At 50.2% G+C, this 15304-nt stretch carries 13 protein-coding genes; 9 read left to right on the top strand and 4 right to left on the bottom strand.

The annotated features are described in order from the left end of the window. Window positions 1-111: 111 nt before the first annotated feature. On the bottom strand, window positions 112-2163 hold the full coding sequence (locus OMQ46_RS08540; protein ID WP_266236327.1) for a TonB-dependent receptor: 2052 nt from the start codon (window positions 2161-2163) through the stop codon (window positions 112-114). 152 nt (window positions 2164-2315) lie between these two features. On the opposite strand from OMQ46_RS08540, the gene OMQ46_RS08535 reads away from it, so the two are divergent. Both OMQ46_RS08535 and OMQ46_RS08530 read left to right on the top strand, forming a co-directional pair. Further along, window positions 2316-3221, top strand: a complete 906-nt coding sequence (locus tag OMQ46_RS08535) for a DnaJ C-terminal domain-containing protein (protein ID WP_266236326.1) — start codon at window positions 2316-2318, stop codon at window positions 3219-3221. A gap of 13 nt (window positions 3222-3234) precedes the next feature. Further along, complete coding sequence (locus OMQ46_RS08530; RefSeq protein ID WP_266236325.1) at window positions 3235-4611, top strand: DegQ family serine endoprotease; 1377 nt, start codon at window positions 3235-3237, stop codon at window positions 4609-4611. 23 nt (window positions 4612-4634) lie between these two features. On the opposite strand, the gene OMQ46_RS08525 is transcribed toward OMQ46_RS08530, so the two are convergent. Both OMQ46_RS08525 and OMQ46_RS08520 read right to left on the bottom strand, forming a co-directional pair. Further along, complete coding sequence (locus tag OMQ46_RS08525) at window positions 4635-5420, bottom strand: hypothetical protein (RefSeq protein ID WP_266236324.1); 786 nt, start codon at window positions 5418-5420, stop codon at window positions 4635-4637. A 57-nt stretch (window positions 5421-5477) separates the two neighbouring features. Continuing rightward, a complete protein-coding gene (locus OMQ46_RS08520) occupies window positions 5478-6068 on the bottom strand; it encodes a hypothetical protein (RefSeq protein ID WP_266236323.1) in 591 nt (196 codons plus the stop codon). A 165-nt stretch (window positions 6069-6233) separates the two neighbouring features. Between OMQ46_RS08520 and gdhA the strand changes: the two genes are divergently transcribed. After that, on the top strand, window positions 6234-7580 hold the full coding sequence (gdhA, locus tag OMQ46_RS08515; protein WP_266236322.1) for an NADP-specific glutamate dehydrogenase: 1347 nt from the start codon (window positions 6234-6236) through the stop codon (window positions 7578-7580). A gap of 99 nt (window positions 7581-7679) precedes the next feature. Here the strand turns inward: gdhA and OMQ46_RS08510 are convergent, their stop codons facing one another. Further along, complete coding sequence (locus OMQ46_RS08510; protein ID WP_266236321.1) at window positions 7680-9803, bottom strand: TonB-dependent siderophore receptor; 2124 nt, start codon at window positions 9801-9803, stop codon at window positions 7680-7682. 384 nt (window positions 9804-10187) lie between these two features. Here OMQ46_RS08510 and OMQ46_RS08505 point away from each other — a divergent pair, with 384 nt between their 5' ends. From OMQ46_RS08505 to OMQ46_RS08480, 6 genes are all read left to right on the top strand, one after another. Next, on the top strand, window positions 10188-11549 hold the full coding sequence (locus OMQ46_RS08505; protein WP_266236320.1) for a sigma-54 dependent transcriptional regulator: 1362 nt from the start codon (window positions 10188-10190) through the stop codon (window positions 11547-11549). A 326-nt stretch (window positions 11550-11875) separates the two neighbouring features. Next, window positions 11876-12169, top strand: coding sequence for a hypothetical protein (locus OMQ46_RS08500; RefSeq protein WP_266236319.1), 294 nt, complete (start codon window positions 11876-11878; stop codon window positions 12167-12169). A 1-nt stretch (window position 12170) separates the two neighbouring features. Further along, the gene (locus tag OMQ46_RS08495) at window positions 12171-12665 is read left to right on the top strand and encodes a hypothetical protein (protein ID WP_266236318.1); all 495 of its coding nucleotides are present in this window, start codon (window positions 12171-12173) and stop codon (window positions 12663-12665) included. A gap of 2 nt (window positions 12666-12667) precedes the next feature. Then, complete coding sequence (locus tag OMQ46_RS08490) at window positions 12668-13285, top strand: hypothetical protein (protein ID WP_266236317.1); 618 nt, start codon at window positions 12668-12670, stop codon at window positions 13283-13285. A gap of 23 nt (window positions 13286-13308) precedes the next feature. Then, a complete protein-coding gene (locus OMQ46_RS08485; protein ID WP_266236316.1) occupies window positions 13309-14487 on the top strand; it encodes a hypothetical protein in 1179 nt (392 codons plus the stop codon). A gap of 84 nt (window positions 14488-14571) precedes the next feature. Further along, window positions 14572-15273, top strand: coding sequence for a C39 family peptidase (locus OMQ46_RS08480; protein ID WP_266236315.1), 702 nt, complete (start codon window positions 14572-14574; stop codon window positions 15271-15273). Window positions 15274-15304: the final 31 nt, after the last annotated feature.

The following is a 15304-nucleotide window of genomic DNA, read 5'->3' as shown; positions in this document are numbered from 1 at the left end:
CCGTCATCGCGAGGCAGAAAGCCGAAGCGATCCAGTCCCAGGTTTCAATCGCCGGACTGCATTGCCACGTCGCTGCGCTCCTCGCAATGACGGGCTACCGGAGTAGCACAATCAGAAACGGTAACTGGCTCCGACATGCAGGTAACGCTTTTCACCGACGAAGTAACGATAGTCACCACCGCCGCCACCGCCAAAGTCAGCCCGCTCTGCGTACTCGGTGTTGAATACGTTCTTGAGTCGACCGTAAAGGGTGAAGTCTGCGGTGACATCATGCGAGACAAACAGATTGAACACGTCATGTCCTTCATACTTAAAAGTATTGGCATCGTTCAGGTAATACTCGCTCATATGCTCCCATTCCAGTTCTGCACGGGTTTGCGGGGTCGCGTTCCATCCCAGACGGACATTAGCGATACGCTTGGGTGCTGTAACCAAGTAACCACCGCTCTCAATATCAGAACTCGGCTTATCGAAGTCATACTCATGCTTGGCAAAAGCGACATTGGCTGCGATATCAAACTCATCATTAAAGAACGGATAAAACACACCCAATTCCAGACCGGTATGCTGGGTTTTACCATTAGGTACATTTTGATTTTCGGTATCGGTGAAGAAATAATCGCGCTTTTTCATATGGTAAGCGGTAACTTCATACTGCAGACCGTCACCCACTTTGCGCACACCCACTTCGATACTATCGATAGTTTCAGAATCGGCACTTCCGGTTTGTGATGGTTCGATTTGCGCCCGATACAAATCCGTAGTCTGAGGAGCACGAGTACCACGGGAATAATTGATAAAAGCCGCAGTATCGTCAGTCAGTTGCTGAACAACGCCCAGTTTCGGACTGAAATTACTGAAGGTGTCGACATCACTGTCAGGACGTAAATAGCGGTTACTACCTGCCAGAGTCCTAGTAGCGGTATTGTTGCTATAATCGTAACGCGTGTATTCATAACGCAGCCCGGCAGTTACCCGAGTATCCTCCAATACTTGCCACTCCGTATGAATATAGGGTGCAATGACGGTAGCATCTACATCATAGTCATAGTGTACTCCGGGAATGAAAACACCAAATGGTGGGGCCGGGTTGTATTGGATTTCAGTCAGTTCACCTTCTGTGTACTCGAAATCTGTCCCAAAAATCAGTTTGTGACCACCGTCTAGTTCTTTGGTGTAAGAAGACAATAAACCAACGCTACTATGCTTGTTTTTCTCAGTCGCCTGCCCCGGCAGAAAGTGCATCAGAAATTCCATTTCTGTATGACGTAGATATGGTGTCAGTGTAAACCGGGATGAGTCACTGAGTTCGCGAATCCACTCAGTAGACAAGCGGTAGGACTTGGCATCACGATAGGCTGCTGGATCCGGATTAGTGCGCGACAGGCTCTCATCTTCATAGGCCTGATAGCCTTCAATGTAAGGCGTTGTTTCCTGATTCAGATTGGTATAGCTGAACAAGGTTTTAAAGCTATCAACGTCGCCGAAGTAGTCATGACGTAAGGTCACTTTTTGCTGGTCATAGCCAGAATCACTGGCATAACCGCCGTCGGTCGTACCCAGTACATTGACCCGGTAACCATGATTACCCACCGTGTCGCTGACTGTTGCTTTGGCCGTGTAGAGATCATTAGGACCGATGGATAAATCAATTTCCCGTTCCAATTCCAGTGAAGGCGCTCGAGACAGGACATTGACCAGACCATGCACCGCGTTGGAGCCATAAAAGGCACTGCCCGGACCACGGACAATTTCGATCCCGCCTGCCTGCTCGTAATTCACCTCAAACAGCCCGTTCACATTGGCGAAGCCAGCGGCACGAAGGGGAATGCCGTCTTCTAAGTAAAGAAAAGAACCGGCCCCGGCACCACCGGTCAAAACCGGCGAACGAATTGAAGTCAGGTGCTCCTGACCGTTGCCCTCCTGGATATTGACGCCGCTGACACGGTTGGCGATTTCACTGATGTGATCAGGGCGAACCAGTTCAATCTCCTGTTCGGAAACCCTGCCGGTATTACCTGCTTGCTCCAGTATAGGTGTCTCAGAACGCGTACCGGTAACGACCATTTCGTCCAGGCTGACATTATCATCCGCAACAGCAACGCCTGCAGTTGAGGTCAGAGCGGCAGCCAGCATAAGGGATATTTTTTTTCTGGTAGACATATTTCTCTCATGAATATCGTGGTTATTATGTGGATGTATTTTCTCATGCCTGAATCCCTCGAAACCTCAGGAAAATCCTTAAATACATTGAAAAGATATTCCTAAAACCCCACTTAGTGATTTGAATCAATTTCAGGTGTATAAGTCCGTTTATGGAATACAAAGACTATTACAAGATACTGGGTGTCAATCGCGATGCGTCGCAGGATGACATCAAAAAGGCCTATCGCCGTCTCGCCAGGAAATATCATCCCGATGTGAGCAAAGAGGCCGATGCTGAAGACAAGTTCAAGGAAGTCGGCGAAGCTTATGAAGTGCTGCGTGATGCACAGAAGCGTGCGCAATACGATCAATTCGGCAGTAACTACCGTCATGGCCAATCCTTCACGCCCCCACCGGGTTGGGAAGAAAATATGGGCGGTTTCGCCGGTGGTGGTAACTTCAGCAGCTTCTTCGAGAACCTGTTCGGGGGCATGGGCGGCATGGGCGGTGCCGGCATGGGCGATAATTTCTTTGCCAAAGGTGAAGATGTTAACGCCAAGATCACGATTTCACTGGAAGATGCGTTTAATGGTGCCACCAAAACTATCCGCCGTCCCGCCGGTGCCAGTCAGGGTGGCACCATTAACGTAAAAATCCCGGCCGGCATTGCCTCGGGTAAAAAAATCCGCCTTAGTGGTCAGGGCAAAGCCGGGATGGGCAGCAAGCCGGGTGATCTTTATCTGGAAGTGCAGATTGCGCCACACAAACACTACCGGTTGGAAGGTAAGGATGTGTATCTGGATCTGCCCCTGGCACCCTGGGAAGCTGCGCTGGGGGCCAAAGTGACTGTGCCGACCCTGGCCGGCAAGATCAGTCTCACCATTCCCGCTGGTACCCGCAGCGGTCAGAAAATGCGGCTTAAAGGGCGTGGTTTGCCTGGCAAAGAACCCGGTGACGAGTTCGTTGTATTGCAGATCATGACGCCCCCCGCAGACAGCGACAAAGCCAAGAAACTTTACATGCAGATGGCGGAAGAAATGGCCTTCAACCCGCGAGATGCACTGGAACAAGTCTGATAAGGAGGTTTAGATGACCAAGAATCTCAAATCCCTCTTAGTCTGGCTGGCTGGCCTGACTTTAATTGCTCAAGTTGCCAGTGCCGCACTGCCGCTGGACTGGTTTGCCAGCGAGGGAAAAATGCCAACGCTGGCCCCAATGCTGGATCGCTCCAAACCTGCCGTGGTGAATATAGCGACCCGCAGTCAGGTGCGGGTGCAGGATAACCCACTGTTAAACGATCCTTTCTTCCGTCATTTCTTTAATTTGCCGGATCAACCCCGTGTCAGACCTCGGCAGAGCCTGGGGTCGGGCGTCATCATTGATGCCCGAGAGGGGCTGGTGATTACCAACAACCACGTGATTCGCGGTGCGGATGAAATTACAGTTTCGCTGAATGATGGTCGAAACTTCCAGGCTGAAATCGTCGGCACCGATCCGGCCACCGATGTAGCGCTTATCAAAATTCCATCGGAAAACTTGTCGGCCTTGCCTCTGGCGGACTCAGAATCCCTGCGGGTCGGTGACTTTGTGGTCGCCATCGGCAACCCGTTTGGCCTGGGTCAGACCGTGACATCCGGTATTGTCAGTGCCCTCGGTCGTAGCGGTCTGGGCATTGAAGGCTACGAAAACTTTATCCAGACTGATGCCTCAATAAACCCCGGTAACTCCGGCGGTGCGCTGGTCAATCTGCGTGGTGAACTGGTGGGGATTAACACCGCCATCTTCTCCCCGGGGCAGAATCCGGGCAATGTCGGTATCGGCTTTGCCATTCCCAGCAACCTGGTGAAACAGATCAGCGATCAACTGCTGGAGTTTGGTGAGGTACGCCGCGCTTATCTGGGTGTGCAGATGCAGGACATCACACCGGAACTGGCCAATGCGTTCAATATCGATCAACAGGAAGGTGCCGTGGTAACGCATGTCGTTCCCAACTCGGCCGCTGATGAGGCGGGTCTGCGGGTCGGCGACATAATCACCGCGGTGGATGGTGCCCGTCTGGCGAATGCAGACAGTTTACGTAACACCATTGGCCTGATGGTCGTCGGTCAGGAAGTTGAATTATCGATCATTCGTGATGGCGACAAGAAAAAGCTGACTGCCGAGGTCAAGCAAACCCGGCAAACTGAAGCTAATGGCACAGTGCACCCAAAATTGTCCGGCGCCACCTTCGGAGATATTGAAGAGGGCTCGCCATACTATGGCCGGGTTGAGGGGGTTGTCATTTATTCGGTCAAGCGTGGCAGTCCGGCCTGGAATGCCGGTCTGCGAGCTGAAGACCTGATTACTTCAGTCAATCGTCAGCCAGTGAAGAGCCTGGCTGCTTTCAAACCGATGGTGCAGAATGCCGACCAGTTACTGCTGAATATTGTCCGTGGTCGTCAGGCCATGTTCTTGTTGCTGAAGTAAATGTTATCGAGAGCCGGCTGAAGTCAGCCGGCTTTCTCGACCGTTTGCTGATTTGATGCAACCAGTTTCTTTAATTCAACAAAGGCCGTTGAAAGCGCTGAAATTATAAACAGCGTGAACAGATAAAAACTCACACTGTAGACGATACTGGCTAAGGTGCTGGCACTCGTCAGCAATATCTTAGTAATGAATAGATACAGAAAAAATGATGTCAGTAGCGGATAAATCACAACAATCATGATGAGTTGAAAGACATTGCCATTCGACAGTGTCCACACCGACTTGATATCGGGTCGTTCCCCAACCGCTGTTCCCGGAAATACCAGGCTTAAACGTGCCAGAAGGTAAAATCCTGGCAAGATAACCAACGTGAAAACCAGGAATATACCTGAGATCAGACCGACGTTTCTTACTACTGACGACAGCGCCTGCCACAGCACTCCTCCCGCCAAGTGCGCTGATGCAGCCAGAAAATAAATTGCGAGGGTCCAGCCCAGGAAACGGGTTTCCCTAGCTGTCCATACAAATTCGACAGCTTGATCTGGCTGATCTTTCATGATCACCAACCGATGACAACAGCTGGCATAGGGCACAAAAATCAGCAAACTCAAGAGGAAAAAACCAAAAGCCAGTAGATTATTATCTTCAAAGAAGATGGCAGGAAAAGAATCCAAAGCCGCCAATAATAAAATTGGTAAGCCCAGTGTTTTTAAAAGTTTTTTGTGTCTCTGCAAAACAATGTTTGCAGACTGTCTGATAATACCGACCACCGCCAGTTGAGCGGAATCTTTCTTTCGTTCTCGATCCATGAGTCTGATCCAGTTTGTAAAAAAGTCCTTATCTTGTGGAATTTATCCTCTTTTAACTCACAAGTCACGTTCCAAATTCAGTCGCTGGCTGGATACAAACACGCCGTTTGAGAACAACTGCCAGTCAACGGTAATTTGATCATCGTTTTCAATCTCTATTTCAGAAAAGACCTCGACGTAGCGGGTACCTGTCTGTTTCCCCTGCAAGCTTCGCCTTTCCCGTTCACTGGCACTGATGAAACCGTCACTGATTCTCAGTGAGTACAAACTGCCCTTATTCATCAGGTAGACAGACTCACTCTCTATAAAGCTATTCCGGTAGGTTTTTCTCATTGAGATCAGAAACAGGGCGGTGTTGGATTGCTTAACGTCAGCTTCGACTTCCGCTTCCCGGTACAAGGGTTCAGGCGCCTCTTTATCACCCTCACAGAGAATCTCGGAAAGGGTCCCTTCCCATTCGCCCTGCAGGTTTCTGACAATATCAAGTGCCGGTTCATCACCCTGGACCGCTATCCGCTTTGCCGTGTCAGTGAAATAAGCCTCGCCCATCTGCAGATAAGTCGGCGAAGACTCAAAGCACTGATATGCCTGTATAGCCGGGGATAAAAACAGGATTGCCAGCAAGCCGGCACAGCGAATCGGGAACATGAGGCCCTCCTGTGAACCAATATTCCTGTGACAACTAAAAAACCGATTTATCCGCAGGGCTGTTGCGGGTGACCTGTGGAGCTTATAAGCTGGGGTGGAAGCTGACATCTGCAGTCTACAAGTCCTGGCAACGTTGCCCGGACATCATCTGACAAAGGAGCGCACATGTCGAATACGCAAAAGGCCATTTCCGCTACATTTCAACAGGTGGTCGATCGCAATCCGGGCGAACCGGAATTTCACCAGGCGCTGATGGAGGTGCTTGAGACGCTATCACCGGTCATGGAGAAACATCCGGAATATGCCAAAAACAAAATCATTGAGCGGCTGTGCGAACCAGAGCGGCAGATTATTTTCCGTGTGCCCTGGGAGGATGATAACGGTGAAGTACAGATCAACCGCGGCTTTCGGGTCGGCTTTAACAGTGCGCTTGGCCCCTACAAGGGTGGCCTGCGTTTTCATCCCAGTGTCACGCTGGGCACGATCAAGTTTCTGGCCTTTGAACAAACCTTTAAAAATGCCCTGACTGGCTTGCCGATCGGCAGTGGCAAGGGCGGTTCGGACTTTGATCCCAAAGATAAATCCGAGAATGAGATCATGCGCTTCTGTCAGAGCTTTATGACTGGTCTCTATCGACACCTCGGGGAAACTACCGACGTGCCGGCTGGGGATATTGGTGTCGGCACACGCGAGATCGGTTACCTGTTTGGTCAATACAAACGCATCACCCAGCGCTACGAATCCGGGGTCATCACCGGCAAAAGCCCGCAGTGGGGGGGCACCTGGATTCGACAGAAATCGACCGGTTACGGCGCGGTGTTCTTTTGTGAAAACATGATCAATGCCGTCCATAACGAAGACATCAAAGACAAGGTGGCCGTGGTATCGGGCTCTGGGAATGTTGCCACTTACGCGATAGAAAAGCTGCGTGTGCTGGGGGCAAAAGTGATCGCCTGCTCTGATTCCAGCGGGGTCATCATTGATCGCAACGGGATTGATGTAGACACCGTGATTCATATCAAGGAAGTCGAACGCGCCCGCCTCAAAACCTATCTCGACTTTCATCATGATGCCGAATACCTGGATGCCGGTAATATCTGGGACATTCCCTGCGATATCGCGATGCCCTGTGCAACGCAGAATGAATTGCAGGAAAAGGATGCCCAGACACTGGCTGATAACGGCTGCATTGCCGTCTGCGAAGGTGCCAATATGCCCTGCACCCCGGAAGCGATTGAAGTACTCAAGCAGAACGGCATTGCCTTTGGACCGGGTAAAGCAGCCAATGCTGGTGGCGTCGCTTCATCCGCACTGGAAATGCAGCATAACGCCACCCACGGCTCCGGTTTTGAGTACAGCGAAGAGCGGCTGCATGAAATCATGAACCAGATCCACCGGGTCTGCTGTGAGACTGCCGATGAGTTTGGCAGACCGCATGACTATGTGCTGGGTTCCAATATCGCCGGTTTCCGCAGAGTTGCCAATGCGATGCTGGCTTTTGGCATTATCTGAGTTTGCCTGGCCTGGCCTATGAGTCAAAGCGACTCCCACCTATTTCGGAACCAGTTTGACTTAAAAAGAAAAGGCCCCGGAAACGGGGCCTTTGAAAGTTTAGAAGTGGTAATAGGCATTGGCAGTGACATTACGTCTCTCACCGTAGCCACAGTCTAAGCCATCGCCCCGACACCAGGAGACATATTCCTCATCGGTCAGGTTTTTGGCATCAACAGTAAAATCCCAGTTTTTGTAACTGTAACCAATCATCGCGTCGTATAAGGTTTCTGAAGGGAGAGTCAGTGCGCTATCACCACTCACATTGTCACCAACGTACCTGACGCCAGCACCGATACGCCAGTTACTGTTCAGGTAGTACTTATTCCACCAGGAGGCGACTTTCTCGGAAACATAACTTAAACGCTCACCGGTTTCGCCGTTATCGGCATTCAGATCGGTATAGCTGAACTGCGTTTCAAACTGGTTCCAGCGTTTATTGACCTGCAATTCCCAGCCATCAATGGTGGCGCCGGTCTGCTCAACACCATCAGGATCACCACCAGAGCTAGGAACAACACGCTCGTTTTCTATGATATCGAAATAAGCTGCAGTGATTGCCAAAGTCTTATCATTGGATAAGTATTTCAAACCATACTCACGTTGAGTCCCTGTCGTTGGTTTCAATGTACTTCCCTGGGTAGTACCAAGGTTCATTGTAAAAGCTTCTGAGTAACTGGCATAGGGAGATACACCATTATCAAAGCGGTACATCACCCCAATACGACCGGTTGTCTCATTCTCATCACTGGTGACATTGTCGCCCACCTCAGCCAACAGAGTATTTTTGGCCCAGTCACGACGCAGCGCCGCAGAGATCACCACTGGACCAATTTCCATGTGATCTGCAATATAAAAACCAACCTGTCTAATCTGATTATCGTCAGGATCAGTCGGATTGAGAGCACTCGGATCAAAGTTGCCGTAGACCGGATTATAAAGGTTGATTGGGGTTCCCAGTGCTGAAGCTTGGTTCTCCGTTTCCCAGACTGCATCCTGACGATCCAGACCAATCGCCACCGTGTGGTTAGTGACGCCTAAATCAAACTCACCCTGCAGACGCGCATCCAGATTGAAAATCCGTGTATGTCGATCAGCCGTTGTTATAAAACGGCCAATATTTCCAGCAGCGTCAATACCTGGAAAACGCGAATCAGGCGCAGTCGTATAATGCTCTCTGGTGAAAGTACTGGATTCTGAGTATCGGGCCGTGGTCGAGAAAGACCAATTATCGGTGAAGCTGTGATCAAACATCAGCGTCACTTCGGTTTTCTCACGGTCATATTTATCCCAGCCCGGCTCACCGACAAAGGTTTCTGATCCGACATAGCCCAGCGGGCCACGGTCGAGCGTACCGGACTGCGGCAGGAACTGTGCAGACACCTGGCCTTTATTCATCTGACGGTTAAACAACACGGTAAAGCTGGTATCGTCAGTCGGTTTCCAGGTCAAAGACGGTGCGATAAAAAAGCCGTCATCATCGACATAATCGACTTGGGTCTGGCTGTCTCGCTCAAGACCGACAACACGGTAGAGCAATTTACCATCTTCCGTCGCTGGGCCGGTCACATCAAACGCCAGTTGCTTGCGATGGAAAGAACCATACTGTGCCCAGATTTCTCCCTGCTGCTGTTCCTTAGGCAACTTGGACACCGAGTTCACAATACCGCCCAGTTCACCCTGACCATACAGCACTGAGGAGGGCCCTTTAAGTACTTCAATGCTTTCCAGTGCATAAACGTTGGGACGGACGGTGTTGTAAAAGCCATACAGTTGACGCAGACCATCGACGTACTGGGAAGGATCAATACCGCGGATTTTGGCAGAGTCGCCCCGGGTATCGAGTCCGAATGCACCAGCATAAACCCCAGAACTGTAAAGCAATGCATCCTGAATCGTCTTGGCCCCGGTATCTTTAATAAAGTTCTGATCAATAATTTCAATGGAGTACGGGGTGTCTTGAATTGGGACATTCAACTTGCCGACTTGCGGTTGTGCTTCCAGTTCAATGTAGCCGTTTTTATCGATTTCACCCGTGGTGACTTCCACTCTGGGTAGTTGAACCGATTTCTCTTCCGAGTCTGTATCGGCCTGCACATTGAGACTGGCAAACATTACCAGTGGCAAAACAGCCAGTCGAAAAGCCGGTGCCAATTGACCAGCTGGCTGGGAGGATGATGTCATTGCTATACCCTTACTATTTAACTAAATGAGAATAATTTGTGTTCGCGATATTAGGTAAGAGTGTAACAATTGTCAATTTTGTCTTGATTATTTCATGGACTGATTACGTCGATTATGGCCTCTGTTAGGCTTGAAACCAGGCATAGCTTTTGTCTTTATAGACATGACTCCATGTCATTTTCTTACAGGAGTTCCACCCTAGACGCGAATGAAATAATCATGGCGACTATCTAATAAGCAAGGCGGTATCGATTCGTTCATTATGCAAAGGCACTATTTAACCCCTTGATATGTGATGTTTTTTATCGTAGTTTTTTGAATAAGGTGATTTTCTATGGCTGGTGAAAGCCTGCTCAAGGTTTTCAGGGCCGGGAGGATAGTTTGATGATGAACTCAGAAGCACGTTCACTCATTTATTTGGGGAACAGCGAACTCCCGGAGGCTATTTTCGATGCCTTGAAATCAAATGGGTGGCAGGTCTGCGCGGTCAGTGATTTTGATCAGGCAAGAAAGATCATCAGCAACAGCAACCTGCATGTTGGACTAGTCGAACTCTCCTGCAAACAGTCCGAGGCTTATCTCCGACAGATAGAAAATTTACTCCGACAATATGTGAAAATTGAATGGATTGCGTTGGTTCATACCGAATATGAATCGCTTCCCAGCAGGCTCCGGCAGATCATTGTTGATTGTTTTCTTGATTTCCACACTATGCCATTGGCTACTCAATATCTCCTGGCTAATATTGGGCATGCCTATGGTATGTCCAGAATGAAATGGGACAACCTTTCTTGTCCGGATGATATTGAAGAAACTGAAAAAGAAATGGTCGGCAGCAGCCCGGAAATACTGAATCTCTTCAGTAAAATCCGTAAAGTGGCTAATGTTTCAGCCCCTGTTTTGATCACCGGTGAAAGCGGCACCGGCAAGGAACTGACCGCGCATGCCATTCACGAGCGCTCCAAGTTCAAGGATGGCCCTTTCATTACCGTCAATTGCGGTGCTATTCCGCTATCACTGATCCAGTCAGAGCTATTCGGCTACGAAAAAGGCGCTTTTACCGGCGCTCACCAGCGCAAGATCGGGCACTTTGAGGCAGCAGATGGCGGCACTATCTTTCTTGATGAGGTCGGCGACCTGCCGCTGGATCAACAAATTAACCTACTGCGCTTCCTTCAGGAAGGGACTATTCAGCGTGTCGGCAGCAACCAGCCAGTCCCCATCAATACCCGTGTCATCGCAGCTACGCATGTCGATCTGAATCATGCGGTTAAATCCGGCAAGCTGCGCGAAGATTTATTTTACCGGCTGAATGTGCTGCAACTGAGAACCCCGCCACTTCGCGAGAGACAGGGCGATATCGAGCTACTGGCCAATTATTTCTTCAAAAAGTTCTCTCATGAAAAAAGCAGTAATGTCAGAGGCTTCTCTCAATCCTGCCTGGCTGTGATGCGTGACTACGCCTGGGAAGGTAACGTGCGTGAACTGGTTAATCGTATCCGGCACGCCATGGTGATGTGCGAGAACCGCCTGATTTCTGCTGAAGACCTGGGCATAGACCAGAAATCTCATTACTTCCACTTCCTGAGCCTGAAAGAGGTCAGGGACAGAGCTGAAAAAGAAGCCATCAACAATGCGCTGCACCGTCTGCAGAAAAATGTCACGCTGGTAGCAAGAACACTTGGCGTCTCCCGGGTAACGCTTTACCGCTTGATTGAAAAACACGGTATCAACCTGGCTGACTAAGACACACCAGTCCATAAAACGCTTCTCTTCACAACTTTTATGCTACCCAGGCAGGTTGCGCTTTCATGATTAAATTTTTTCAAAATCATGACTCCATGATGACTGTAAAGAGATCTTTACACGCTAAAAAAACCCGAAATCCTATTATTTAACAGTCAGTTAATGAATCATCCCCCGCATTATAGCTGTTTCATAAAGTTTACAATCCCCGCTTCTGTCCTCCGCCCAAAAATTTAAATTATTCATATTTTTCAATCACTTAAAAACCAGGCACGATCTATGTAACAGCCTTTGCACATGGTGTGAATTTCACTGGCATGGATTATATGAAACAAACAGGCTTACCACTCAGTTTTGCCCTCCTGCTGATCATCAGCAGCAGTGGCCTGCAGGCTGAAGAAGGTCGCTACGCCAGTGCTAACGGTCACCCATTCGAAGATTTTGTCGTCGATACCGCCGGAGGTCTGACTGACTCAGAGATGGCAAATATGCGGGCACAGGGCTTCCAGATGCCCCCCGTCGAAATCGGCGTCATTCTCTGGGATGAGGTAGACAGTATCACCAGACCGAAAGCACAACTGACAAATACAGATGGCACGATTACCGTCACGGTTGAATGACATGAAGAAAATAAACAACGTTTATGCAGTCATTGATGCCGCGGTCATTATTGCCCTCCTGGCAATAGCCTCATCAGTACAGGCTGAGCCCGGCGATATCATCATCATTCGCGATGTCCCTGCCCAGCGCTGGGATGTCAATCGTCATACCGGCCAGCCAACTGTGATCAACCCCTCCCCGGTCAGAGAAACCGGCAGCCTGAACAGCACCCTCAACAACATGGGCTTGCAGGAACTGACTGATCAGCAATTTTCCGGTATCACATCGAATGTCAATGATTCGATATCCCCGATTAACACCCAGTTCACCAGCACCCTGACCAAAGAGTTAGGGGGTCACGGCAGCGGCGGCAGCAGTGTCGGCGGACATATGGGCGCGATTAACGGCATGACTTCCGGCATCGGAGGCAGTATTTCCGGCAGTGTCGGCGGTGCCACGCGTAATCTCGGCAATGATATTCGTGGTGCCTTATCGGACACCTTACCAGGTAGATAACCATGAAGCTTTTACCTATCAGTCTCCTGTTTGCTTCATTGCTGCCAAGCTTACCGGTCGCCATCGCTGATGATGCATCGATGGGCCTGCCTTATGCCATCAACAACAGCATGATCGACGGTAACGCGCTCAGTGGAGCCCGGGGCCGCAATGTTGTGAATATGGCTGCCGGTGAGGCCAACGCCCAGCAAAACGCTGCGGCGATTGCACTCAATCCCAATGGCGTTGCCAATGTTGGCCTCTTTTCACAGCAGAACCTACATCAGAATTCCAGCACGGTACCCGGTTTATCGGTCTCCGGTATTGGCGGTAATGCCTTTACCAATACGGTCGGTGCCTTATCGATTAACCAGACCAGTGGTTCGGGCAATGCCCAGGTCAATGGGATGGCTATCGGTATCGGGCTGGATGTCAACGTCATGTCGGAAAGCATGCTTTCCAACATGTCGACCGGGGCTGGACTGGCAGCCCACGAACCAGACGGGGGGACCCGAAGCGCCACTATCGCAGATAGTGCCTTCACCGGTTCTCGCGGGCTGGTGCAAGTTAACCAGTCAGCCGGGTCGGGCAATAGCACGGCCAACCACTTTGTTCTCGAATTCGATTTGGGAACGAAATAAATAGTGATTAAAAGGAGAAAGTCATGAAATTTGCAACTAAATACACCCCCATTGCCGTCGCGTTGGCGGCGCTGGCTGCGGGGCCCGCAATGGCCGATGGTACAGCCGATCTCACTCTGCTGGTTGATGCCAAGGTCAACGCCCGGGCTGATCTGGGACTGAGCGTGTCGGAATACAAAAACGATACCGAAGTCACCGTCGAAAAAACCTCTGACACTGATCGTTATATTGATGTCAAAGGAGATATCGACGTTGAAGGTACGATTCCCGTTGGCAGCAGCTCTGCTTCGCTGACCAGTCAGAATCAGAACAACTATGAAAACACCAACATTGATGACGGTCATGGTGATTTCCTGGTGGATAACAAAGCTGAGTCTGTTGAAAATGGTCTGCAAGGTGCGAGTGGTAATATCGGTCTGAACATCTCTGCCGGTACCAACAATGCACAGGACAACAGCGCAGCGTTATCCAAAGTGGATGCTGAGTTTGTGTTTGCTGCTGCTGACTCTATTTCCAACCAGAATGCAGAACGTAACACCTATGCCTACAAAGGCAATCAGTTTGATGCCACCCTGGGTGGAAACACACTGCGTGATGCCAGCGGTAATATTGCCGTCAACATCGCCGCCGGTAACAGTAATCTGCAAGCCAACTCACTCGCTGCCTCTGTTAACACCAGCGGCACCATGGCAGAAGCCACTGTTTCCAGTCAGCAAACCCTGGATCACAACGTCACCCATCAACAAGGTTACCTGGACAAAAAATATGACACTGTCAATGTGACCATGGTCGGTGGACTCATTGGTGGTTACAAAGGCACTTCAGACCAGATTGGTGATGTCTATCCAGACATCTGGACTGGTGACACCCACCCAGACGGTATTCAAGTAGGCCATTTTGATCTTGATACCAATACGCAAGGTGGCTCTGACCTCAATGATGATGGGGGTGCGCTGGCATTCAACGAAGAAGGCAAAATCCTACTCGGTGGTGTGTTCACCGGTCAGGTTGTGACTGCCAACTGGATTGTTCGTCCGCATGAAAACAATGCCACCCTGAGTGGTAATGCGCTACGCGGCGCCAGCGGTAACATCGGGGTCAATATCACCGCAGGTACCAACAACCTGCAAGGCAACCATTTGTCTATCGCTGCAGCGACTGGCGGACCGGGTGCTGGTGGCGGCGGTGGTGGCGAACAATAAGGAAATCGAACCCCTATTGGGTTTGATGCCACCCATGAATCTCCGGCTCCGTTTGGAGCCGGAGTTTTCCTGGAGACCGTCGCAATGCAAGTGATTAAAAGCACCTTATTGCTGTTGGGCGCATCCGGCCTGTGGCTGACGATGTCCTTCAGTAGTGCCGCGAATATTCAGTTCAGCGGTGTCGTCCCCGGCACCATGATCAATAAAAACATTATCAGTATGCGTGAGCAGCATTTCGTCAATATGGTGCCGCAGCAGACTGACTTCAGTTGTGGTGCCGCCGCACTGGCAACCATCCTGAACTATGCCTATAACTTCGAATTAACCGAAGCCGATGTCATTGAAGGCATGCTCAAGGTCAGCGACCCGCAACTGGTGCAAAGCAAGGGGTTTTCTTTACTGGATATTAAGCACTACGTAGAAACCCTGGGGCTGCGCGGACGCGGATACTCGGTCAATCCAGACATCCTGGACCGCATCAAAATCCCCACTATCGCTTTGCTGGATATCAGGGGTTACAAGCACTTTGTGGTGCTTAAAACCGCGACTCAAGACAAGGTATATATCGCTGATCCGGCCCTGGGCAACAGGGTCATGGACAGGCAGGACTTTATTGATGGTTGGAACAAAGTCACTTTCGCCGTCATTGGCGATGGTTTTGACCGCGACACCATTCTGTTACGTCCCAGGGAACCACTGACCGCAAGAAGTACGGTTGATACATGGCGACCGCTGACTGATGCGGAGTTGCTCGAGTTCGGGTTTTATCGATCCGAGTTGTTCTGATGCCTGCCTGAACATGCATTGTCGCTGACGG

This window comes from Methylophaga sp. OBS1 (genome assembly GCF_026319365.1).
Note: the sequence above shows the minus strand (reverse complement) of the source record. Positions and strands in the feature narration are given on the sequence as shown.